Origin of the sequence: Flagellimonas alvinocaridis (assembly GCF_965248585.1) — a bacterium.
In the GTDB taxonomy this organism is placed as follows: Bacteria; Bacteroidota; Bacteroidia; order Flavobacteriales; family Flavobacteriaceae; genus Flagellimonas; species Flagellimonas alvinocaridis.
In genome coordinates, this window is record NZ_OZ252111.1 from 2,427,623 (window position 1) to 2,450,279 (window position 22,657).

The following is a 22,657-nucleotide window of genomic DNA, read 5'->3' on the forward strand; positions in this document are numbered from 1 at the left end:
AGCTGTCTTTTTAGATTTTAACATTAACTCCCACTGTATAAACTCCCGGTATAGGATACGTTTGATTATCCCGACCATCTGGCACCTCTGGTGTAAAACCATTGTAATCAAACAAGGTCAGAGGCCTCTCAGCGGTTATATAAAACCGTATTTCGGGATTAAATTTCCCTGTCAATTCTGGCAGGGTGTATCCCAAGGTCACATTTTGCAGTCTGACAAAATCTCCTTTTTCCACAAAAAAGCTGTTCAGGAATTGGTTGCTCCATGGGTTTCTGATCCCCCTTGCTGATGGATAAGAATTGGTGGAACCAGGCCCATTCCAGCGATTTATGGCAAAGTCTCTGTCTATATTTGGATCAGGGGTTTGGCGAATTGCGAATCGTTTTTGATTGGCGATGACATTTCCACCTTGTCCAATGACATTCAATGCAAAATCCCATGCTTTATAATTAAGTCCCAAATTGAATCCGAAGGTATATGTGGGCAAGTATGATCCTAAATCGACCCTATCTTGGGCATCAATCATCATATCTCCATTGTGATCTACGAATCTAAAATCCCCAGGCTCTACCGTAAGACCGTTTCCAATAGCAGCTTGTGCAGCAGGGTCTGATTGGATTTCTTCAGGCGTTTGGTACACTCCTGCCACTTCGAGACCAAAGAAAGGGTTTATAGTACCTCCGACCACGGTTCTTTGGGCAAGGTCACCTCCACTCGTCAGGTTTTCTTGTCCTTTTAAATCCAACACTTCATTGTCCAAGGTCGAAAAATTTGCTCCAACAGTGTAACTGAAATCCTTAGAAACCCTTTTATTCCAATTCAATACCACCTCAAAACCGGTGTTTCTGATTTTTCCAACATTCTGTCTGGTGGTACCTGGCACCAATAATCTGGATACTGGAATTACCGCATCCCTGGTATCCCTTCTAAAATAATCAGCATCCAAAGACAATTGGTTATTGAACATTCTTGCTGTTATTCCTACGTTGGTCTCTTCGGTCACTTCCCATTTCAAGGCTTCAAAGTCACTACTGGTCACCAATCCTGAATATCTGGTATCTCCAAAAGCAGCATCAACTTCTTCGGAAGTTATACCTCCAGTACTTGAGGCAACATTGGCATTACCCAATTCGCCCCAGCTACCTCTAAATTTTAGAAAATTGATGGCATCTGTTTGTGGGAAGAAAGATTCTTCTGAAATGACCCATCCGGCACCAATGGTTGGAAAATAACCCCATTTTTCTTGATACTTACTTGTTCCGTCCGCTCGGAATGTTCCGTAAAGTAGATATCGGTCATCAAAATTATAGGCAACCCGGCCAAAATAGGAGAAAAAGTATTGTCGACTTCCATCATCTCCAACACCATCAACATCTATTGTTTTGGATAAATCCAAAAAATAGGACTCATCTCCAATTCCAGGGCCATTAGGAAAATTCAACCCTTTAGCTTCCAAAAGTTCAAAAGACCTATCCCGAAATGCCGTACCTGCCAAAACCGTTAGATTGTGTTTCCCAAAACTGTCGTTATAGGTTAAGGTATTGTCCCAAGTCTGTTCTGAAAAGGTTTCAGACCTTTTGATCAATTCTGCATTTTCTCTAAAAGCGTTTCCATTACCAAAAAAGAAGGGCAATCTTACTTCCCTTACTTCCAAGGTTTCAAAATTGTGATAATAAGCCGTTTTGAATGTCAATTTATCTGGAACCAATTGATAGCTCAAATCAATGCTCATCAACGTATTTCGTATTTTATTCCTGTTTTCCGTGTTATCCAGTATTGGGAAAGGGTTTTGTGTACCCCTATATCCTAAATCCTGTGCATTTGCATAAGGTTTTGGAAAGGCATCGGTTTTGGAAGGATCCAAAACAGGCATTACTGGAACTGCAAAATATGCGAGTGCAAATGCAGTGTCTTCAGGTCTGTATCTTGTAGCGTTACTGAAAAGTGTTGACACCCCTACATTGAGACGATCACTGATATCAAAGCTCAACTTGCTTCGAACATTGAGTCGTTCAAAGTCATTCTTCATTTTTAGAATCCCTTCTTGCTCAAAATAATTCAGTCCCACGGAATAGACGATATTTTCGGATCCTCCTGTAACGCCAAAACTGTGATTTTGCTGTAAGGCATGACGAAGAATCAAATCGTACCAATCTGTATTAACATTTGGCACATTGGGGTTTACCCTGCTCCTCCCGTAACGTTGCATGGCATTTTCAATAAACTGTGCCTCAGCAGCTGACCCAGATTTCCTTGCAAGGGTGGCAAACTGTTCTGTGTTGGAAAGTGTCACCAAATTTTGTGCTACTTGCACCCCTTGATACCCATTATAGGTAATTTGTGGTTTTTGATTTTTTCTACCGGATTTGGTCTCGACCAATACCACACCGTTTGCCGCTCTAACACCATAAATAGCAGCTGCCGAAGCATCTTTCAAAACCGAAATACTTTCAATATCTTCTGGGTTGAGAAAGTCAATGTCGTCAAAAAATGTTCCGTCTACCACATACAAAGGATTGGAAGCTCCATCTACATACGAACCAATACCCCTGACCCTGATAGTGGGTCCTGTTCCAGGTGCACCGCTACTCACAACCTGTAATCCTGCTACCTTTCCTTGAAGGGCTTGCATAGCCGCACCGGATGGGGTTCGGGTTATATCCTCTGATTTGATCGTAGCAATGGAACCAGTTAAATCTGCTTTCTTTTGAGTACCATACCCAACCACGACTACCTCATCCAAACTTTGTGTGCCTTCTTGGAGTGAGACATTAATGATGGTTTGGCCATTAATAGGAATTTCTTGGTCGGTAAAACCAATGTAACTGAATGCAATCGTTCCGTTACTGGGAACGTTGTCCAAACTGTAATTTCCATCAAAATCTGTCTGAACACCGTTTGTAGTACCCATTAAAATAACACTAGCCCCGGGCAATGGCTGTCCCTGATCGTCGGTAACCGTTCCCGAGACCGTTATATTGTTTTGGGCATAAAGCAGCGCCTGAAACAATATAAATGAGATTGTTAATAGTTTGCTTCTAATTTTCATAATTGTGCAAAAATTGAGTTAGATTTTTACTAAATTAATAAAGAGTGCATTTGATGGTCAGATGTACCATTACATAATAAATACATCATTAAAATATCGCGCATAATGCCCTATTTCGCTTGTTCTGCAGTAACATCACTCCTATTTGATGTAAAAAAATTTAACAGAGTGATGTAGTAATGATGTAATTGAAAACTTGCCGAAATACCTGTTGCTTTAGCTACAGCAACCCTATTAAAAGGTTATTAGGAAATTGGAGAGGTTATCCGAACTGTCCATATCAAGCTTTTTTCGAAGTCTGTACCTATGTATCTCTACCCCCCTCACGGTTATTGCCATTAGCGGTGCAATCTCCTTCGTTGAAAGGTTCATTTTAAGGTACGCACATAATTTTAGGTCCTTGGGGGTCAATGAAGGATATTCTTTTAGGAGTCGTTCAAAAAAATCCTCATGTAGTTCCTTGAAGTTCACTTCAAATCGTTTCCAGTCTTCAGTATCTTGAATGGATTTGTTCAGTTTTGTAATGAACGACCTATATCGCTGGGAGTTGGAGAATTTTTCCTTGTTCATCAAGAGCATATTTTTGAGCTCTAGAATCATTTCGTTCTTTTTGGCGATGTTAAGGGTTGTGCTCGCCAACTCATTCTGCTTGAGTTTAACTTCTTTAGCCAATTTTTCCTTTTCCAATTGGGAAAAGCGCTCCTGCTGCTCTTTCTCCATCTGTTCCTGCTGCTCTTTTTGCTTTCGCATAAATTTCCTTCGGTTGTATTGCCGTACCGCGACAACGAACAATATTGCACATATACCATAAAATATCATACTGATGGTTGAAAGATACCAAGGCGGCGCAATCTCAAAATGGATGATGTTGGGTTCAGATATTTTGTTGTCCATACCTGCAGTAGAAATCTTAAAGGTATACTCCCCATGTGGTAGGTTCTGGAAATTTATAAATCCATTTTCCGCATATTCGGAATATTCTTTTGGCCCTTCCAATTCATAAAAGTATCTAGATTGGATTATTTCTGGACAGGACGCTTCAATGATAATGGACTCAGCATTATTAAAAGGTATTTTAACTGTACCATTTGCTGAATAGGTGTTTTTCTCATCCCTGAGTACAGTAACATCAGGAATGGGGAGTACATACTGATTGGTTTGACTCTGCAACTTTGAATCATCAACCTTGGCAAAACCGTCGCTAAGTGTAATATAAGAGGTGGAATCGTTCATTTTAATTACCCGCTGGGATGCTGGAATCAATCTCTCCCGTAGCGATAAATCTGTAATCATCAAGTTATCGCCTTTTAAATCGGTATAAATGATTGACTTTCTCCCTTCGCCATCTACGAACCAAAAATGTCTGTCATCAAAAAACAATAACTCCTTGTTGGCGTAATCTATAAATTCCTCAAACGGAACAATACGCTCACCTATGGGGTTGTACTTGTACCATTTTCCCTCACTCGAGAATACCATCTGGTTTTTAATGTTAAACACTTTTACGTTGTATTCGCTCGGAGCGCTATCTTGATCGAACCTTTGTGTCTGTACAACTTCTTCGTAATTATCCGCTAAATGAATCCTATAAAATCCTTTGTAGGGATGGGCCGCCCACAAAATATTGGGAGTTTCAAAGGATAAATGCTTTACAGGGAAGTCAACACCTCTTATTTTTTTGATTTCCCATTGTCCGCTAGGTTGTTTCTTAAACTTTACCAACCCATTATACGTACCTTGGATATATGTTGCATTCTGATCCGGAACCTTTATGATTTGATACCCTCCCGATTGTGAAGTCAGTAACTGAAATCCATTTTCCCCTATTTTGTATGTGCCTGTATTATGGCCACAAAGTAGATCACCTTCAATCTCAATCAAGTCCCAAACATGTCCTTGGGAACCTTTGACAAATTTTAATGTATTATTCTCAAAATAGAATACTCCAGTATTACTTCCTAAATATAGCCTACCGTTATAATCCACCATATCATAGACCATTCCCAAGGTACCGGAATAGTCGGTGTAATACATAATCGAATTATTGAGTTTTGCCCTTGCGATTCCATTATCGAGACCTAACCACAAGTGATCGTTAAAGAGTAGCATGGAAAGAACCGTATTGTTCTGAAGCCCCGATTCACGATTCAATATCTGGTAAGAGTCAGTATTGGTATTAAAAAGGTACATCCCATTTTTAATGGTGCCAAAGCCAATTTTATCATCTTCCAAAAGGAGAATCTTATTTAATTGATGAAGTTTAAGTTCTTCATTTATCAGAGGATTCCATGCTTGCAAACGCTGACCATCATACAGGTAACAACCACTCAACTTGGTACCGACCAAAAGCTTGCCCTTGAACACCACCATATCGGTAACAGTTTTCCCTTGTAAAAGCTCTTGATTTTGTAATGGTACAAGTTCATCACTTTTGAGCTCAAAAAGCCCGCTCAATCCACCCGCAACAATAATTTTATCGTTGAATTCGATAAAATCAGAAATGACCTGCGGTGGGTCTAACACTTTTATACTATTGCCATCATAGCTATAAATGGATGAGAATGATCTAAATAGAACATTGTTGTTGGCAGATAGGATTTCCCAAAACTCTTCGCTAGTGAATTCATGGTCCTTTATTAGTTGTTTAAGTGACGTATACTCTAGCTCGCCCAAACGATTTTTCTTCCAATAGCCAAATTCTTCATAAGAACCCGTGTAAATCTTATCACCAATAGATTCGACCGACCTAATAATTGTGTTATTGGGTAGTTTGTTTAAATTCCATTCCTCTCCATTAAAATGCAATAATCCACTATTATTGGCTACAAATAGCTCTCCATTGGCATTTACCGACAAATCCCAATTCTTGCTGGCGCCTTTGTATTCCAGTAAACGATAATTATAAATGGGAGGCAATAGGTTTTGGCCATTCAACAATAAGGGGATGAATAAAACTATAACCCGAAATAGCATAAAAGAATGTTTTTTTGATTGTAGTTCAGGGCTCATTTGTATAACCCAATATACAAAACTGTCACAAAGAAAAGATACAGTAAGCATACCTAGGTCAAAAATAGAAGAACCATAAATTTAAAGACATCAAAAGAAGCAGTTTCACTGAGACCCGAATCGTCAAGACCTTGGAACTGTACAAGGTCGGTATTTCTGTAAAGAAGCTGCGCAAGAAACAGAGCATCATTACATCCATGTTCAATAATTGGGAGGGCAAATACAGAGGAATGAATTCCTCTCAACTAAAGAAGTTGAAAGTGGAACTTTCCAACTACAAGCAGATGTATAGCGAGCTTGCACTTACAACCAAATCAATCATACAGGATTGACATTCAACACTTTGAATAATTACATTGAGGTTAAACTCCTTAGGTTGACATTACAAGTATTTCACTTTCCTGCAATAAACTAAATACACAATATTTAAGTTCGAATCCATGATCCATTGGAACCACAATACTTGACCCCTTTATTGATGGGGCCAGGAAGATATCTAAAAAAATAGGACACCTAACATTACGTTTTGGTGCGCTTTGAATTGATTTGGGGTTTCGTTCAAAAAACAAAAAAACTCTGATTATCAGAAGATTACCAGGGTTATTTTGTTGATAAAATGTTAAGGTAAGAGTGGCAGAAACCACATCCGATTTATATATATTTAAAAATAAATGTTTTAACACCTTAATCTTAAGGGCATTCCCGTTAAGAACACGGAAAACAAAAAACAACTACTGAACACAATTTTCATGTGCTTAACCATCCATAAAAATAGTAATAATATTCAAGCTATTTGTGTTCAACCTAAAAAGCTTTATTATTAAGCCTCAAATCAATCAGTATATTAATGTTTATTAGCACTTTTAGTTGAAGGTTTAAAGTTATAATGAAAGTAACTGGTGGCAGCAAGCCTATCGCCAAATAAGAATTTGGCAATGAAACACTTAGCTTATTACTGAATCAAATATGTGTATTTATTTAATCGCAGTACAAAATCTACATGGTTGGATATTGTCAAAGAAATTAACAAAACATGTTCTAAGGTGTTGAAAATGAAAAGATATATCCTGTTTAAAAACGATTAAAGGGGAAGATGAATTATGAATAAAATAGTTATTACAGGAAGTAGTGGAAGAATAGGGCGTGCCTTACATTGGAAGCTTTGTCAAAACTATGATGTTTCTGGCATTGACACATTTCCATCTTCAGTGACCTCAAAAATTGTTGACATCAGAGACTATGAACAGCTTCTATGGAACTTTGAAGGAATGGACACCATTTTTCATGTAGCGGCTCTACACGCACCACATGTAGGCATTGCTTCAGAGAAGGAGTTTTATGATATTAATGTAACCGCAACAGAAAAAATTTGCAGGGCAGCAATAGAGACGGGGGTGTCCCAAATAATTTTTACCAGTACCACAGCTTTGTACGGTTTTTCAAATAATGGGTCGCAAAAAGCAGTTTGGATAAATGAACAAACCATACCCAAGCCAAAAACCATTTATCACAAAACAAAACTGGAAGCCGAAACTATAATGAAGGAATACTCAAAAAAAAGCCTAGCTGTTAGTGTAATTAGAATGTCTCGATGTTTTCCTGAGCCGGTGCAAATTATGGCATCTTACAGACTTCACAGAGGAGTGGACTATAGGGATGTTGCGGAAGCTCACCTATTGGCCGCCCAACTGGAAAAAAATAAAAACTTTGATGTATACCTTATTTCAGCAGACACACCATTTCTTAAAACCGACAGCCAATTGTTGTTTGAAAATCCTGAAGCTGTTATTCGTATGCGGCACCCCCTTTTGGCCAAGGAGCTTGATAAAAGAGGTTGGAAATTCCCAGAGTCCATTGATAGGGTATATGATTCATCTTATTCTCAAAAAATACTTGGTTGGCGACCAAAAAACGGCCCACTTGAAGTGTTCAAGCAGTTCGATAATGGTGATTATGAAATACTACCACCTTCTTGAACCTCAATTTCAAATCGGCTGAATATATAGTCTTTACTTAAAAAGTAGTTCCATCTTTATAATCTTTTTCAAATTCGTAAAATCACTGTTGGAATCAATTCTGGTCATCGCTTTGAAATATGTTAAAGTATAAAAATCTTGTAAAGTTTTAACTTAAAACAAGACTGCTTAAATCAAATCAATGGTTTTATAGTGTTGTAAAAAGCATTTATAATGCCATTCAATAGTTTGGTGAGGCCATGAAAAAGGTACTTATTGTTGAGGACGATCTTCAAATTGTTCGTCTGCTACAAATACATCTAAAGGACTTAGGGTGTGAAGTCGTAAACGAAACCAATGGTATCAAAGGACTTTCCTCTGCAATCAATGAAAATCTTGATCTCATAATCTTGGATGTCATGCTTCCAGAAATGGATGGTATTGAAATATGCCAAAAAATAAGAGCAAGCAACAATACCACTCCCGTTATGATGCTTACTTCAAGATCTGAAGAAATTGATAAGGTCTTGGGCCTTGAGGTAGGAGCAGATGATTACTTGACCAAACCTTTCAGTGTTCGGGAATTCATCGCTAGGGTCAAGGCCATTTTTAGGCGACAGAAATTAGATAATCTAGAGCAATCCATCGACAACTCTAAAATACTTCAGTTTGAGACCCTGATCATTGACATTGAAATGCGAAAGGTGGTTTTAAAGGGTGAAAAAGTGGAGCTTTCCCCAAAGGAATTTGAATTATTGGTGCTACTGTCCTCCAACCCAGGGAAAAGTTATGACCGCTCCAAATTATTGAACCTAATCTGGGGGTATGACTTTCGTGGGTATGAGCATACCGTAAATTCTCATATTAATCGCCTTAGATCCAAGATAGAACCCGATATGGGCAAGCCCAAATATATTCTAACCACTTGGGGGGTCGGGTATAAATTCAATGAAGAGCTTGTTATTGCATAATTATTCTATCATGGGAAAAAGTGAAGTTCTTACCACAAAGTTTATTGTAAAATTAATATTGACTTTCTTTACTATAATCTTGATGGCCGGTATTGGATACACGGTTACATCTGTTTATTTCTCAAATCAATATTTCCAGCAAACCACCCAGCGTTTAAATGCCAGCTTAGCCCAGGACCTTATTGATGAAAAATTCGGTGCTAATCAACCATTCGACTCTACTGGAACTGTAAACAAAGTTCTTTTTGGGGATATCATGCACAATATGATGGCTGTAAACAGGGCCATTGAAGTATATCTATTGGATGCCCAAGGGTATGTGCAATACTCTGTGGTTTTAGATCATAATATCCCCGAGACCAATCAAAAAAAGATAGACCTTGCCCCCATTCATGAATTCATCCAGAGTGGAGGAAAGGATTACATATTGGGCGAAGACCCCAAAGACCCTACCCAACAAACCATTTTTTCAGCAGCCAGGTTTAACAAAAATGGCCATAACGGGTATATTTATATTGTTCTGGCTGGAAAGGATTTCTTGGCAACACGGAGCGACTTGTTCAGCGGTTACCTTATGCATATAGGTCTTGGAGGCTCGTTATTGACCCTCTTTTTCTCAACCTTTCTAGGCATACTAGCCATTTGGCACCTTACTCGGAGCCTCAGAAAGATTATTTATGCCGCAAAACGCTTTCAGGAAGGGGATTTAGACTATCGCATCCAAAATGCAGACAAGACAGATTTGGCCAATGTGGCCACCACTTTCAATAGCATGGCAGACACCATTCTTTCCGATATAGAAAAAATAAAATCCATAGATCAACTAAGGCAGGAATTAATCGCAAATATCTCGCATGATCTTAGAACACCTCTTTCGGTTGTTCAAGGGTATATTGAAACTTTGCATATGAAGAATGACCAGCTTTCCGTTGAAGAACAACAAGGCTATTTAAAAATAATTTCTTCGGGCAGTGAACGACTCTCCAACTTAATTTCGCAATTATTTGAATATTCTAAACTTGAATCCAACCAAATCCAGCCTCTAAAAGAACCGTTCTTAATCAGTGAACTGGCCAATGACATTCATAGGAACTACTCCATTCTTGCCCAAAACAAGAACATTGATTTAAAGTTATCCATGTCCGATGATATCCCATTGGTCTTTGCTGATATTTCATTGGTGGAACGGGCCATTCAAAATCTTATGGACAATGCTATAAAGTTTACTCCAGAAAATGGCAAAATTGTGATGAAGGTAAAAGCTTTGAAAACCCATGTGGAGATTGTTGTACAGGATTCAGGGCCGGGTATTGATAAAGAAAGTCAAGCTTTAATCTTTGAGCGGTATAGGCAAACCAAAATTGGAAAAGAAAAAGAAGGTTCTGGATTGGGGTTGGCCATCGTAAAAAAGATCATGGATATTCATGATAGCGAAATCACTGTCCTCAGTAATCCAAATGAAGGAACAGAATTTAGCTTTGAATTACCCATTTATAGTGCTATTTAAAATTTTTAAAATAAACCATGGTTCCTACAATAGGTAATCCCTACTTTATTTTAACCTGGAAAGATCGTTATCCCTCTTGAAGCTGTAAAAATCGTGCCACTCGTTTACCTTCTCCCCATTTTTATATTTTTCCGCTGAGGCCAATTTTTTGTTCTCATATCGTAAACAATATCCATCCTTTATACCATTGGTAAGTTGGCATTTATGATTAACAGTACCCTGGTCATCATAAAATAACCACCAATGCTCCATGTTTCCATTTACAAAATGCCCTTCCTTTTCCAAAACACCATTTACAGCATAGAAATACCAATACCCTTCCTTCGTATTGTTCATATAATGTCCTTTTTTCATAAGGGCTCCATTGGAATAATAATATTTCCAATACCGGATTTTGTCATTTCCCTTCACCCAGCCCTCGGATCTAAGTAAACCTGTTGGGTAAAATTCCTTGACGTATCTCTCAGAAACTTCCTTGCTCATGGAAATAAGGCTAAAAACAATATAAAATAAGAAGTGTAGAACTTTCAAAATTTGATTTTTTGGACTGTTGTTCAGACTTGCAACAAACCGTTTAAAGCAAATTAATGCCAAAAACATCACGAAAGAATCACCAAATTGTATAAGAAGTGGCACTACTTTAAACCCAAACGACCCTATGGGGTGTTGCTCCGTTTCAATAATGAAGATTTGACATTTTTGTGACCTCTGTGGGATATGTTCATAATTTCTTTGAACTATTAAAACAGTTTTGAAATAGATTCGATGTAAACATGAAAACAAGAAACTTTTTGATTATCTGCGCTTTAACAATGGGCTTATCATATAGCTATGGCCAAGACACTTCCCATTTTTTTGAAAAGGCCAATACAATCTTTGGCCAATATGTGAAAGATGGTAGGGTCAATTACCAACAAATTCATTCAAACCCTGAAAAACTGGACAGGGTATTGGAATTGGCCAAAAATATTTCGGTAACAAAAAACAATCCCAAAACCTATCAAGCCTTTTGGATAAACGCCTACAACCTGTGTGTTATTAAGGGTGTGGTGGACAACTATCCCATTAATTCCCCATTGGATGTACAGGGCTTTTTTGATGCGAAAACCTATACCATTGCCAATACAGACAGAACATTGAATGAGATAGAGAACAAATTGCTCCGAGCCAACTTTCCTGAAGAGCCGCGGTTTCATTTTGCCTTGGTTTGTGCAGGTCTGGGGTGCCCCCCAATTATTGATAAAGCGTATTTACCAAAAACGCTGGACAAACAATTGCAAGAGCAGACAGAACTTTCTTTGAACAACCCTCATTTTATCCGCATTGATGGTGACAAGGTTGGGTTGTCCCAAATTTTTGAATGGTATGCGGGTGATTTCACAAAAAATGGAAAAAGCTTTATCGACTTTGTAAACATGTATAGAACCAAAAAATTAAACCCTGATTCAAAAGTCGTTTTTTACCCCTACGATTGGTCTTTGAACAAGATGAAATAACGCTCCATTTTAGCTGGTCAACATTAAAAAAGCCGCCTGAATTCTTTTGTTATGTAATCGTGATTTTTCTGTGATAGGTTACCCATAGGTTTGAAATCGAAATTCATAAGGTTTGAAAAATCCATAATGAATTTCAAAAAACAAATTAAGAATAATTAAACCTAAATTGATGAAAAGAAAATTTGCACTACTAACCAGTATTTTTTCAGTGTTTGCCTTTGTCCTTGTCGGCTGTTCCGATGATGATTCTGATTCTGAAATTATAACTGTTGACACGGCACTGCCTGTTGGTGATTTTGAAGTCGACCGACAAGGAGACCTGGTCGCAGAAAGTGGAACCCCCACCCAAGGGACCGTTCAATTGGGAACTGATTCGGAAGGAACTGATTTTTTACGTTTCTCCAATGATTTCACCACCGAACTCGGAACAGGTACTGTGGCCATATTCTTTTCCACATCATCCGTTTACAACGCCGATCCGGCCAACGGAAATCCGGATTTAAAGTTGATTGGAAACGTGGAAAGTAATGGAGAAATGTTCGTTAAACTGAATGAAGGACCGGAAGCAAAGTTCACCCATGTAATTTTATGGTGTGCTACCGCCAACATCCCTTTTGGAAACGCTGAACTTCAGTAAAAGCGGATTATGTAAACAATTGCCTTCGGGGACAATAATAAAAACCTATGGTTTCCAACTACTTCCCGAAGGTTCTTAATTAATAATACTATGATAAAGTATTGGTATACTCTTGTGGTTTTTTCACTAATGATACCCCAAACCCAAGCCCAAAGTGGCTGGACAAGGAAAGCCAAAAGTTTTTACGTACAATCTTCGGTTTCCCACTATTCTTCAAAAGATTACTATACTACGGAAGGCAATCTATCTGATTCTGGAAGCAGGTTCAACAGTAGCGCACTATTCCTGTATGGCGAATATGGCATAACAGATCGCATTACTGCCATTGTCGATTTTCCGGTGATAATGCTGAACAGTTTCAGTTCAACCGAAACCGTTGCAGGAGTGGGAAGCGTAAAAGTTGGTCTAAAATATAAAGTGTTCAACAACATTCCCATAGCTGTTCAGGCCGATTTTGAAATCCCCACTGACGATGGAACAAACTTCGCAAGGTCAAAACGTCCCAACGCTCTGGGCACTTTTGATGAAATTAACCTCCCAACTTCTGATGGGGAGTTTAATGTATGGACCAATATTATTGGGTCCCATTCCTTTGGAGATGGAAAGACCTATGGAAGTTTATATACCGGGATAAATTTTAGAACCGAATCCTTTAGCAATCAATTTCAGGCCGGGGCTGAAGTCGGACACCTATTTTTTGATAAACTGTATTTGATCGGTAAATTGCGCATATTGGAAAAACTATCTTCCGGTGACGGATTCCAAGGTGGCTCCTTTCTTTATGGAGAGGGTACAACATTTACATCTTATGGGTTCAATGCCATTTATAAATTGGGAGGACATTTGAGTTTGGTATCTTCTTATTCAGATTATGCCGGTTTTCTGGTAGAACGCAAAAATATTTATGACGGAGCAACCTTCTCTTTGGGCATTTCCATAGAGTATTGAGACTCTCCACAAACAAAATCACCTTACTTCCATTTGTATATTATATCTGGAGGTAAGGTTTTCTTTTTTAAGGAATTAAAATAACGAGCTTTTACTTTATATGCTTAAATTCATGGTACAAAGTGAGTCCGGTACTCCTTATCGATTTTTGATGCCTAAACAAACAACTATCCAATCCAGTGTCGAGTAAAAAATCTCTGATAAATTATGTGAACAACTTTGTTGTATTGTCCGACGAAGAAACCCGTCAATTTATCTCAAATTTTGAAGAGTTAAAAGTAAAAAAGAGACAGTTCATTGTTCAGCCCGGGTTTACCAACATGCACAGGGCTTTTGTGGTAAAAGGTGCGTTCAGAGCCTATATAATCACCCCTGATGGACAAGAACAAACCCTTCAATTTGCCATAGAGAATTGGTGGGTTTCAGATTTTAACAGCTATATCTACCAACATCCAGCCACGCTATTCATCGTTGCCTTGGAAGACAGTACCATTTTACAAATAGAATATAACCAAGAACAAAATCTAAAAAAATCCAACCACAAGTTCGAAACCTTTTTTAGAATCATGGCCGAAAAAGGGCTTGCCTTTGAACACCGAAGGATTCTTTTTAACCTCACCAATTCTGCAGAGGCCCGGTATGAAAACTTTTTGTTGAACTTTCCCAATTTTGTGAACCGGGTACCACAATATGCCCTAGCCTCCTATTTAGGGATGACCAAAGAATTTCTCTCCAGAATCAGAAACAAAAAGGCCAATAAAAGTTGACCTAGTTCAATTATATTTTTTGATATACTTCATTTTTTTCTGCCTCCAATGGTAGGACATTTGTCCTGTCGATATTGACATAGAATTAAAACCTTAAAAATGGAACAATCATTAAATGAAGTCCTTTCGGCCAAAAATGAAATGGTCAAAAATGGACAAATTGTGGAGGCCACCGAAAAGTATTTTTCTCCGGATGCCAAAACGTATGATTTTGATGGAACGGTTACCAATAACAAAGCCGAGATGCTAGCCAAAATGCAAGGGTTTGCTGGAGCTATTGACAAAGTCAACGGTATCACCTTGCATCATGCATCATTATCAGGAGATGTCTCTTTTACAGAATTCACCTTCGACTTTGATATGAAAGACGGTAGTAAAATCTTATGGCACGAAATTCTGCGTACCGTCTGGCATAATGGACAGATTGTGGAAGAACAATATTTTAAAGGATAAAACAGATACTATGGGATTTGTAACAAAAAAAATACATGCGTATCTGGATTACCCAGTAGCGTTGGCGTTGATGGCCCTACCTTTTGTATTGGGATTGGGATCTTCTAACCCAATGGCTTGGAAACTTTCCCTTATTGTGGGAATAGCTGCACTCATTTTAACCCTGTTGACAGATCATCAGTTTGGGGTTTTGAAAATTATTCCCTACAAGGGGCACCTCATTGTTGATGGAATGGTGGGAGGCTTGTTTGTAATAGCCCCCTCTTTGCTCGGTTTTGAGGGGATGGATGCCTACTACTATTGGGTCAATGGTATTGCCGTTTTAACGGTGGTTAGTTTACATAAACCAGAAAATAATTTACAAAAAGCAAAAAATTAAATCATTATGAAATCATTATTATTGGCGGCAACGCTACTAATCGCATCATTGGGTTATTCACAAAATTTAAAAGAAAGTAATAACATTGATGACAGCAAAATTGCATTGCAAGGATACAGCCCGGTCTCCTATTTGGATTTGGGTATTGCACAAAGGGGAGTTAAAGAGCATAAAGCTTCTCATAATGGAATATCTTACTACTTTACTAGTGCGGATCAAAAGAAAACTTTTGAAGCTGCTCCTGAGAAATACCTTCCCCAATATGGCGGCTATTGCGCTTTTGGTGTTTCCGTAGGTGCTAAGTTTAGAGTTGATCCCACAAAATTTGTGGTTAAGGATGGAAAGTATTTTTTGTTTCTTTACGATGTAGAAGTGGATGCCCAACAACTTTGGTTGGCAGAAAATCACCAACAAGTAAAGAAAAAGGCAGATGCCAATTGGAAGAAGTTAAGTAAGTAACACTAAAAAGGCCCATTGGAAAATACTTCCTCTGGGCCTTTTTTATTTGCTCATATTTTGGTTGTTCCTTTTTTTGCGTTCATATTTAAAATAATCACCGATAAGAAGTGTAACTGTAATTTCTACCATCGAACTTCTACTAATTCAACAAAATAATTCTATAGCACCAGCCCAGTATGAATATTAGTTTTAGACCCTGTAGCGTTTCAGATTTTGCTACGGTCACAGATTTGATCATTAAATTATACAATGAGGACCCTGGTCTTATACAAATGACCAAGGAAAAAGCACTCGGCACTCTGGAACTGCTTTCTAAAAAAGCGGATTTAGGTTCTGTTTTGGTCATTGAAGTCAAAGGTGAAACCATAGGGTACTGCATGCTCATCAATTATTGGAGCAACGAATATGGCGGGAACATTTTGCATATTGATGAGCTATTTATAAAAGAGGAGTATCGCTCTAAAGGGATAGGCTCCCAACTGATCTACCGATTGGCCAAATCCAAATTTGCTGATGCTGTAGGTCTTCAACTAGAAGTTACCCCTGATAATGCTAGGGCCAAAAAATTGTATGAAAAACTTGGTTTTACCCTTCGCAAAAACAGTGCCTACGAAATGGGCTTGGACTAATACCCACTCAATTTGAAGATTTTTTGACCTGGATCAAACTTTCCGCCAGTTTTTTTAACCGATAAACGGGCTCTTGATTTCGTTGCAGCTTGCTTTCAATAATGGCGTTCTCGAAAAGGGAATAAATAATATAGGCCAACTCCTTATCCTGTACTTCGTGTTCAAAAAAAAGAAGTAGCCCACTCTTGTGGTTTTGAATCTCGTCATAGACCAATTTCTTTTCCGGGCTGGTTTCAGAAAGCATATTTAAAAAACTACAGCCTCTAAAATCGTCTGCTATATTTCGGTCAGCCAAAAAATCAAATGCAGACAAGGCCTTTTTATTTTTGTCTCTGAGAAACTCATAAAAGGCCTTGTTCCAAATTTCATTGCGCCGTTGCAAATAGGCCACACACAAATCTTCTTTAGATTTAAAGTGATAGTAAAGACTGGCCTTAGCAATATTGGCCTCACTGATTATTTGATTGATTCCCGTCTCGTTGAACCCCTGTTCTTGGAACAATCTATCAGCCGTAATGAGAATTCTATCCCTTACATCTTGATTCTGCTGTACCATGACATCTTACAATTTCTCCATAAAGGAACGTATTTTTTTGATGATCGCCTCACCATCTTCCTCCAGGGCAAAATGACCAGTATCGTAAACATTGTAATCAACAGTTTTTAAATCATTTGTGTAGGCTTTGGCACCCGATTCGGGGAAAAATTCATCGTTCTTGCCCCAAACAATGAGCATGGGAGGTTGGTATTTTCGCAAATACTCCTGCCACTTGGGATAAAGCTTTACGTTGTTTTGGTAATCGTAGAATAAATCCAAGTTGACTTCGTGGGAACCCGGCCGGGATAAACGCAGATAATCCAGTTGCCAAGCATCTGGGTTTATGTTTTCTGGGTTTCTGGTCCCATGGGTGTATTGCCATTTGAGCCCTTCCAAAGAAAATGCCCCCAAGAGTGCATTTCTATTTTCCTCGCTATTTTCTGCCCATAGTTTTCGAATACTTGCCCAAGCATCTCCCAATCCAGCTTCATAAGCATTGCCATTTTGATTAATGATGGCCGTTATCTTTTCGGGATGGGCCGTAGCAATCCTAAAACCAATTGGCGCCCCATAATCCTGTATCATCAACGCATAATTTTCCAGATTGAAACTCGCAATAAACTCATCCATCAATTTGGCGATAGTATCAAAGGTATAATTGAATTTATCGGGCGAAGGAAAATCACTTTCACCAAATCCGGGATAATCTGGAGCAATCAGATGATATTCATCAGCGAGTTCGTCCAAGACCTTTCTATACATATGTGAAGATGTGGGGAATCCATGTAACAGCACAATAGCTGGATTTTTGGGGTCTCCCGCTTCCCTATAAAAAATATTGATGCCGCTAATTTTCTTTCTTTTAAACTGTATTTGTGTAGATGTCATATCATTATAATTTTTGTTCAACGTATCGGTAAGACCATTCTTTGGGCATACCTGTGTGCTTATAAAAAACAGTAGTGCAACTAGTATTTTTTGAGCTATCATATTCCAAATTCTTGTTTTGTTTGAATTGAATTTTTAATCCATATCAAAAGTAATCATCATATTTTTATTCAGACAAGTCTGTATATATAAATTAACATATATTTATGGTATTTGACATGGAACTACCTTTTCATAATTTGAAAAAATACTGTCTAGTTATCCTAGAGAGATCAACCTTATGTAAGGCTATTTTGTTTTGGCCAAAAATGCTTTGGTTCTTGAGATAAAGACTTTCTTGTTTGGACCGGTATGGGCGCTATGGGCAACATTTGGCAAAATCCAGACATCTACGTGGGTTAGATATTTTTGAACCCTGGCTATTTCAAATAAGTCAACACCTGGGTCATCATCGCCATAGATAATAAGTACTTTGGATTGAATTTGTTGCAGTTCTTCATCCGTAAGATAAATGGTGTAATTCTGAAACTGGTCCATTAATATCTTTACTTGTTCTTCACTAGTTTGCGCTTCCTGAAGCCACTTGTATTGTTCCCTGTTTTCATAGGTGAAACTCTCTCTAAGTTGAGGAAAATCCGCAATGGTCCACGAACCAACGGAGCCAATACTAATCATTGCCGTAATCAACTGTGGATTGATCAGTGTAAGTTGAAAAAGTACATCGCCTCCAAAACTGAAACCAATTGCATTGATGCGTTTCAGTCCTATTTTATCTAGCATTTTGTTCACATCCTCTGCGACTTCTTTTACAGAAAGGTCTTCCTGAAAATTATCTGACCTACCATGCCCAGGCAAGTCAATGAGGTAGACTGTATAATCTTGGCTAAAGTCTTTCACATAAGATTTCCATGATTCTGATGACAAGCCATATCCATGTAAAAAAATAAGGGGGTCCCCTACTCCATATTTTTCAAAATAAATGTGCCTGCCATCTGCAATAATGGTTCCCGATTCAAAATCTGTTTGGGAGTAAAGGTTGTTGTTTGCCATACCAATAAAAAAGATGAAAATCATAAAAACTGCATAACAATGTCGGCGCATATATTGAACAGCTAAATCTGGATAGCTAATTTTCTCAGTATTGGTCGATTTTTATCACTTCACTTACAATAGAAATGGATTTGGAACCAAGAAAGAAGATCAAGGCACCAAATCCATACATCAAGTTCCCATTCCTATTTAACATGGGTTGTGGCCAATGGAAGTGCCATGGGCCTCATTGGAGCTCCACTAGCTCCCCTTAATTTTAATGATGATGCAATGAAGGCAAATTCATACACATGATCTGATGCCATCCCTTCCAAGTTTAATTGCTCCATGAACATAACTCCTTTTTCAGCGAGCAAGTAGCTATGAATTGGCACCCAACTTTCTTTATGTTTCGATGGAAAGGCTTCAAGACCTAGATTATCTGCGCCTAGAATCATAATATTTTGATCTTCTACCAACCATTTTACAGCTTCAAGACTCACACCAGGGTATTGACCCAAATACTTTGCAGCATCATTGTAATAGGTTGCTTGTCCAGTCCGAATGAGGACAACGTCCCCCTTTCTAAGTTCAACCTTTTGTCTTTTGAGCGTTCCTTTAAGGTCATCCGCGCTTATTCTATAATTTTTATCCAAAACAGCTTTGTTCTTATATCCTGCAACATCAATGAGCACACCTCGCGCAATAATCGGTGGTATTTTTTCCGCCCCGGCCTTTTTCCAACCCTTATCCCCTAAATGTTCATTCGCGGAAAAACCATTCCAAATTTGACCGTTTAGACCGAAGTGATTCAAGGCATCAATGTGGGTGCCCGAGTGGGTAAGCATGGAAATGGCGTCGGATGTATAGCTTACTTTCTTGTTCATTGCCTCACCTTGATAGTTTGGATTGTCTACCAATGTGCCATGAGGTGTATGGGTAAGCCAATACTGATACTGTGGATCCCCAAAAAAATTAAACCCGGGCATTCCCACAAAATATTCCACGCCCAAATCATATGTTTTTCCTGAACCTATGGATTTCAAGACCTGTAATTTGGACGCATCGGTCATCATGTTTAATGTTCCAATTTGGTCTTCTTTGCCCCATGGACTAGTTCCAGCCTTTTGTTGGCAATGGGAGAAATGAACAAATAAAATTGAAATAGTTGCGATAATCAAAGTTCTTTTCATCATATTATTTTTCGATTTATATGGCGCAAATTTTATACAGTGAAAACCGAAAAAAAATAAGAAATCTTAAAAAGCTAATTTGATCGTCTTATATAACTCAAAAATTCTTTGGTCATACCAAGATAAGAAGCTATCATGTATTGCGGGACCCGTTGCTCCAAATCCTTGAACTTATTCCTAAATTGTTCATACCGCTCCCGGGCATTCCTACTTAAATTTGTAAGATGTCGCTCCTGAAGTTCACTATGGGCATTTTCAAACTTAATTCTAAAAAAACGTTCCAAGGGTGGTATTTCATCGAATAGGTTTTCCAACTGTTTTTGGCGGATTTGTAATACAACCGAAGGCTCAATGGCCTGAATGAACTGTTCTGATGCCTTTTTGCCCAAATAAGCCTGAAGATCGCTGACGCAAGACCCTTTAACCCCAAATTGAATGATTACTTCGCGATCCAGTGCTATCTTAAAAACCCGGACACAACCGTCAGCAACAAAAAAAAGTGAGTCAGCCTTTGATCCAGGTCGAAGTAGAAACTGTTTTTTATGGAGTTCTACAACCTTAAATGAATCTTTTATTTTAGAGAGCTGTTCGTCGGTAAAATTTGTGTTATCCGTCAACACTTTCATGATGGGAGCATAATAATCCGTATCCATTGATGTTTAATTAAATTTATCCACAAATTAGGGATAACCCTAGAATTATACAGAGGGAAAGATAAAGTTTCCCAAACGTTGTAAAAACAAACCTCAAATTGAAAATAACTTGGTTCTATGGACAAATTCCTCAAGTGTCTTGAAAAAAATTGCTATATACTTTTACACTTTAACTAAATAGCTAAGGTAAAACTTGAATGTAAAAGCAGTCGAAAGGTACACAATGTACCTCCCGAACCGCCCTTACTTCAACAACCAATCAAATTTTAGCGACTAAGTAAAATATCATGAAATTTGCAGTACAACACAGCTTAGAAGCCTGGGGCATAAATCAATTCAACCCTAAAATGCCCTATTTTTAATTAGATGGTCATTCTTTTATCCATTCAATACGGCAGTCAATTCTAACTTCTCGTCCAATGGAGAGCCCCCCGGCTTCCAACAGGCTATTATATTTGAGGTCATAGTCATAACGATCCAATACTCCCCAAATCTTTAACCCAGCACGTGTGCCACCCCAAGGGTCTTTAACTATACCACCAAATTTTGCATCCAATTCTATGTTCTTTGTAACCCCATGCATTTGAAGGGTCCCCGACAACTTATAATTACCGTTGTTGGATTTATAAAGTTTATCCGATTTAAATACTATTTGGGGATATTGTTCGACATCAAAAAAGTCAGCACTTTGTAGATGTTTATCTCGTTCTTTATCATTGGTATCTATGCTTTGCGTTTCTATCACAAGTTCTATTGTGGCGTCTGAAAAATCTTTCTCATCTGATTTCACCATTGCCGAATAGTCATTAAATTTCCCTGTTGTTTCCGAAACGACCAAATGATCAATGGAAAACCCCAATGTTGAATGTGCTGGATCAATATTCCAAACCGTGTTTTGACTATAACCAAGGGAAACAATACCCATCACTATTAGTAACGATATGTTCTTTTGCAATTTTTCTTTCATCAATTTGACAATTTTTACTGTTTTATCAAACAAAATTGAATCAAATCGGCTGGAAGAAAAATAAGATAAATTAAAAAAGTTGATTAAACTAGATTAACATTGCCATCTTGTGCAGTCATTATTTGAATCCTATTTTGCTCATTTTTTTTGGTTGTCCCTAAAGTAAGACGCAATCATTTCTTGAAGGAATCTTTGTTAAACTTCATTGGTAAACGTAATCAGAACATCAACGTTTCTTCTCATATAACCATTTGAAGTTTGGGAGATTTTAATAGGTGCCTTATCAATTGAGAAATTGTTTTGAAGTAACAATTTTGGAAATAATGGCAAATTGAAAATAAGATTCTCGTAAGCATTGCGACTATTCCAAACAATGCTATGAAAATTAGTTTTTTTAACAATAAATGGATTGGGCATTAAGGTTGGGTTACATGTTTTTTAAGCAAGACTTATCTTCTAACAAGTTCAAATCGTTTCGCACAATATCACTAAATCAAACAATGAACAATGAAAAATTTCAACTCATCTTTATCGGTCTTACTAGTTATACTATTCCAACTGCTTGCGGGTACATTAAGGGGACAATTGGACTTTTTACCAAGAAGTAGTCAAGCGGCAACCTTGTCCCAACGAATTGGGATTACCGATCTTACCATCCAATAATCAAGACCCAGTGTAAGTGGAAGGGAAGTATGGGGTGGCTTGGTTCCTTATGGTATGAAGTATCTCGGTGGCGAAGCTCCCAAATCCCCTTGGAGGGCAGGGGCCAAGAAGATATCTAAAAAAATAGGACACCTAACATTACGTTTTGGTGCGTTTTGAATTGATTTGGAGTTTTGTCTAAAAACAAAAAACACTGATAATCATACGATTAACAGTGTTTTGATATTACCTATTTCTAGGTTCGTCGGGGTGGCAGGATTCGAACCTGCGACCTCCTGCTCCCAAAGCAGGCGCGATAACCGGGCTACGCTACACCCCGAACATAATTTAATTCCAAATACTTAGGAAAAAGCGGAGAGACTGGGACTCGAACCCAGGCGACAGTTACCCGCCGACAGATTAGCAATCTGCTCCGTTACCACTCCGGCACCTCTCCCAATACTTCTTATGAACTTGCACTCTAAAAA

21 protein-coding genes and 2 tRNA genes are annotated in these 22,657 nt (G+C 38.2%); 12 read left to right on the plus strand and 11 right to left on the minus strand.

Translation table 11 applies throughout. The annotated features are described in order from the left end of the window. Positions 1 to 10: 10 nt before the first annotated feature. Both ACP14V_RS10780 and ACP14V_RS10785 read right to left on the minus strand, forming a co-directional pair. Positions 11 to 3,049, minus strand: a complete 3,039-nt coding sequence (locus tag ACP14V_RS10780; protein WP_272610542.1) for a SusC/RagA family TonB-linked outer membrane protein — start codon at positions 3,047 to 3,049, stop codon at positions 11 to 13. Between the two features lie 234 nt (positions 3,050 to 3,283). Then, positions 3,284 to 6,022, minus strand: coding sequence for a Two component regulator three Y domain-containing protein (locus ACP14V_RS10785; protein ID WP_424987327.1), 2,739 nt, complete (start codon positions 6,020 to 6,022; stop codon positions 3,284 to 3,286). Positions 6,023 to 6,189: 167 nt separating this feature from the next. Between ACP14V_RS10785 and ACP14V_RS10790 the strand changes: the two genes are divergently transcribed. The 4 genes from ACP14V_RS10790 (at position 6,190) to ACP14V_RS10805 (ending at position 10,491) form a co-directional block, all read left to right on the plus strand. After that, positions 6,190 to 6,390: a hypothetical protein gene (locus ACP14V_RS10790; protein WP_272610544.1), complete on the plus strand. Its 201-nt coding sequence runs from the start codon at positions 6,190 to 6,192 to the stop codon at positions 6,388 to 6,390. Positions 6,391 to 7,158: 768 nt separating this feature from the next. Next, positions 7,159 to 8,034, plus strand: coding sequence for an NAD-dependent epimerase/dehydratase family protein (locus ACP14V_RS10795; RefSeq protein ID WP_272610545.1), 876 nt, complete (start codon positions 7,159 to 7,161; stop codon positions 8,032 to 8,034). Between the two features lie 239 nt (positions 8,035 to 8,273). Then, positions 8,274 to 8,984: a response regulator transcription factor gene (locus tag ACP14V_RS10800; RefSeq protein ID WP_272610546.1), complete on the plus strand. Its 711-nt coding sequence runs from the start codon at positions 8,274 to 8,276 to the stop codon at positions 8,982 to 8,984. A 10-nt stretch (positions 8,985 to 8,994) separates the two neighbouring features. Next, positions 8,995 to 10,491 (plus strand): sensor histidine kinase, encoded by a 1,497-nt coding sequence (locus ACP14V_RS10805; protein ID WP_272610547.1) that lies wholly within the window; start codon positions 8,995 to 8,997, stop codon positions 10,489 to 10,491. 45 nt (positions 10,492 to 10,536) lie between these two features. On the opposite strand, the gene ACP14V_RS10810 is transcribed toward ACP14V_RS10805, so the two are convergent. Further along, positions 10,537 to 10,974 carry a toxin-antitoxin system YwqK family antitoxin gene (locus ACP14V_RS10810; RefSeq protein WP_272610548.1) on the minus strand — a complete coding sequence of 146 codons (438 nt, stop codon included), beginning with the start codon at positions 10,972 to 10,974 and terminating at the stop codon, positions 10,537 to 10,539. Positions 10,975 to 11,264: 290 nt separating this feature from the next. Between ACP14V_RS10810 and ACP14V_RS10815 the strand changes: the two genes are divergently transcribed. From ACP14V_RS10815 to ACP14V_RS10850, 8 genes are all read left to right on the plus strand, one after another. Then, positions 11,265 to 11,987, plus strand: coding sequence for a DUF547 domain-containing protein (locus tag ACP14V_RS10815; protein WP_272610549.1), 723 nt, complete (start codon positions 11,265 to 11,267; stop codon positions 11,985 to 11,987). A 169-nt stretch (positions 11,988 to 12,156) separates the two neighbouring features. Continuing rightward, a complete protein-coding gene (locus tag ACP14V_RS10820; RefSeq protein WP_272610550.1) occupies positions 12,157 to 12,624 on the plus strand; it encodes a DM13 domain-containing protein in 468 nt (155 codons plus the stop codon). A 90-nt stretch (positions 12,625 to 12,714) separates the two neighbouring features. Then, positions 12,715 to 13,572: a hypothetical protein gene (locus ACP14V_RS10825; protein ID WP_272610551.1), complete on the plus strand. Its 858-nt coding sequence runs from the start codon at positions 12,715 to 12,717 to the stop codon at positions 13,570 to 13,572. A 209-nt stretch (positions 13,573 to 13,781) separates the two neighbouring features. After that, complete coding sequence (locus ACP14V_RS10830; protein WP_272610552.1) at positions 13,782 to 14,339, plus strand: Crp/Fnr family transcriptional regulator; 558 nt, start codon at positions 13,782 to 13,784, stop codon at positions 14,337 to 14,339. 99 nt (positions 14,340 to 14,438) lie between these two features. Next, the gene (locus ACP14V_RS10835) at positions 14,439 to 14,792 is read left to right on the plus strand and encodes a hypothetical protein (RefSeq protein ID WP_272610553.1); all 354 of its coding nucleotides are present in this window, start codon (positions 14,439 to 14,441) and stop codon (positions 14,790 to 14,792) included. A gap of 10 nt (positions 14,793 to 14,802) precedes the next feature. After that, complete coding sequence (locus tag ACP14V_RS10840; protein WP_272610554.1) at positions 14,803 to 15,171, plus strand: SPW repeat domain-containing protein; 369 nt, start codon at positions 14,803 to 14,805, stop codon at positions 15,169 to 15,171. Between the two features lie 6 nt (positions 15,172 to 15,177). Then, on the plus strand, positions 15,178 to 15,630 hold the full coding sequence (locus tag ACP14V_RS10845; protein ID WP_272610555.1) for a YHS domain-containing (seleno)protein: 453 nt from the start codon (positions 15,178 to 15,180) through the stop codon (positions 15,628 to 15,630). A 176-nt stretch (positions 15,631 to 15,806) separates the two neighbouring features. After that, entirely contained in the window at positions 15,807 to 16,259 is a 453-nt protein-coding gene (locus tag ACP14V_RS10850) for a GNAT family N-acetyltransferase (protein ID WP_272610556.1), read from the plus strand. Positions 16,260 to 16,266: 7 nt separating this feature from the next. Here ACP14V_RS10850 and ACP14V_RS10855 read toward each other — a convergent pair whose 3' ends face one another. From ACP14V_RS10855 to ACP14V_RS10890, 8 genes are all read right to left on the minus strand, one after another. Beyond that, positions 16,267 to 16,815 carry a TetR/AcrR family transcriptional regulator gene (locus tag ACP14V_RS10855; RefSeq protein ID WP_272610557.1) on the minus strand — a complete coding sequence of 183 codons (549 nt, stop codon included), beginning with the start codon at positions 16,813 to 16,815 and terminating at the stop codon, positions 16,267 to 16,269. Positions 16,816 to 16,821: 6 nt separating this feature from the next. Further along, the gene (locus ACP14V_RS10860) at positions 16,822 to 17,685 is read right to left on the minus strand and encodes an alpha/beta fold hydrolase (protein WP_272610558.1); all 864 of its coding nucleotides are present in this window, start codon (positions 17,683 to 17,685) and stop codon (positions 16,822 to 16,824) included. Positions 17,686 to 17,973: 288 nt separating this feature from the next. Beyond that, positions 17,974 to 18,735: an alpha/beta fold hydrolase gene (locus ACP14V_RS10865; RefSeq protein WP_272610559.1), complete on the minus strand. Its 762-nt coding sequence runs from the start codon at positions 18,733 to 18,735 to the stop codon at positions 17,974 to 17,976. Between the two features lie 185 nt (positions 18,736 to 18,920). Then, positions 18,921 to 19,910 (minus strand): cyclase family protein, encoded by a 990-nt coding sequence (locus tag ACP14V_RS10870; RefSeq protein ID WP_272610560.1) that lies wholly within the window; start codon positions 19,908 to 19,910, stop codon positions 18,921 to 18,923. Positions 19,911 to 19,981: 71 nt separating this feature from the next. After that, the gene (locus ACP14V_RS10875; protein WP_272610561.1) at positions 19,982 to 20,560 is read right to left on the minus strand and encodes a Crp/Fnr family transcriptional regulator; all 579 of its coding nucleotides are present in this window, start codon (positions 20,558 to 20,560) and stop codon (positions 19,982 to 19,984) included. 370 nt (positions 20,561 to 20,930) lie between these two features. After that, the gene (locus tag ACP14V_RS10880; RefSeq protein ID WP_272610562.1) at positions 20,931 to 21,527 is read right to left on the minus strand and encodes a YceI family protein; all 597 of its coding nucleotides are present in this window, start codon (positions 21,525 to 21,527) and stop codon (positions 20,931 to 20,933) included. A gap of 907 nt (positions 21,528 to 22,434) precedes the next feature. Then, positions 22,435 to 22,509, minus strand: a tRNA-Pro gene (locus tag ACP14V_RS10885). 33 nt (positions 22,510 to 22,542) lie between these two features. Continuing rightward, positions 22,543 to 22,626, minus strand: a tRNA-Ser gene (locus ACP14V_RS10890). Positions 22,627 to 22,657 lie beyond the last annotated feature (31 nt).

Coding starts and splice junctions, on each gene's coding strand:
- ACP14V_RS10785 (WP_424987327.1), bottom strand. CDS start 6,022: ATGCTATTTCGGGTTATAGTTTTATTCATCCCCTTATTGTTGAATGGC.
- ACP14V_RS10805 (WP_272610547.1), top strand. CDS start 8,995: ATGGGAAAAAGTGAAGTTCTTACCACAAAGTTTATTGTAAAATTAATA.
- ACP14V_RS10860 (WP_272610558.1), bottom strand. CDS start 17,685: ATGACATCTACACAAATACAGTTTAAAAGAAAGAAAATTAGCGGCATC.
- ACP14V_RS10875 (WP_272610561.1), bottom strand. CDS start 20,560: ATGGATACGGATTATTATGCTCCCATCATGAAAGTGTTGACGGATAAC.
- ACP14V_RS10820 (WP_272610550.1), top strand. CDS start 12,157: ATGAAAAGAAAATTTGCACTACTAACCAGTATTTTTTCAGTGTTTGCC.
- ACP14V_RS10865 (WP_272610559.1), bottom strand. CDS start 18,735: ATGGCAAACAACAACCTTTACTCCCAAACAGATTTTGAATCGGGAACC.
- ACP14V_RS10835 (WP_272610553.1), top strand. CDS start 14,439: ATGGAACAATCATTAAATGAAGTCCTTTCGGCCAAAAATGAAATGGTC.
- ACP14V_RS10780 (WP_272610542.1), bottom strand. CDS start 3,049: ATGAAAATTAGAAGCAAACTATTAACAATCTCATTTATATTGTTTCAG.
- ACP14V_RS10855 (WP_272610557.1), bottom strand. CDS start 16,815: ATGGTACAGCAGAATCAAGATGTAAGGGATAGAATTCTCATTACGGCT.
- ACP14V_RS10810 (WP_272610548.1), bottom strand. CDS start 10,974: ATGAGCAAGGAAGTTTCTGAGAGATACGTCAAGGAATTTTACCCAACA.
- ACP14V_RS10870 (WP_272610560.1), bottom strand. CDS start 19,910: ATGATGAAAAGAACTTTGATTATCGCAACTATTTCAATTTTATTTGTT.
- ACP14V_RS10825 (WP_272610551.1), top strand. CDS start 12,715: ATGATAAAGTATTGGTATACTCTTGTGGTTTTTTCACTAATGATACCC.
- ACP14V_RS10850 (WP_272610556.1), top strand. CDS start 15,807: ATGAATATTAGTTTTAGACCCTGTAGCGTTTCAGATTTTGCTACGGTC.
- ACP14V_RS10840 (WP_272610554.1), top strand. CDS start 14,803: ATGGGATTTGTAACAAAAAAAATACATGCGTATCTGGATTACCCAGTA.
- ACP14V_RS10800 (WP_272610546.1), top strand. CDS start 8,274: ATGAAAAAGGTACTTATTGTTGAGGACGATCTTCAAATTGTTCGTCTG.
- ACP14V_RS10815 (WP_272610549.1), top strand. CDS start 11,265: ATGAAAACAAGAAACTTTTTGATTATCTGCGCTTTAACAATGGGCTTA.
- ACP14V_RS10880 (WP_272610562.1), bottom strand. CDS start 21,527: ATGAAAGAAAAATTGCAAAAGAACATATCGTTACTAATAGTGATGGGT.
- ACP14V_RS10845 (WP_272610555.1), top strand. CDS start 15,178: ATGAAATCATTATTATTGGCGGCAACGCTACTAATCGCATCATTGGGT.
- ACP14V_RS10795 (WP_272610545.1), top strand. CDS start 7,159: ATGAATAAAATAGTTATTACAGGAAGTAGTGGAAGAATAGGGCGTGCC.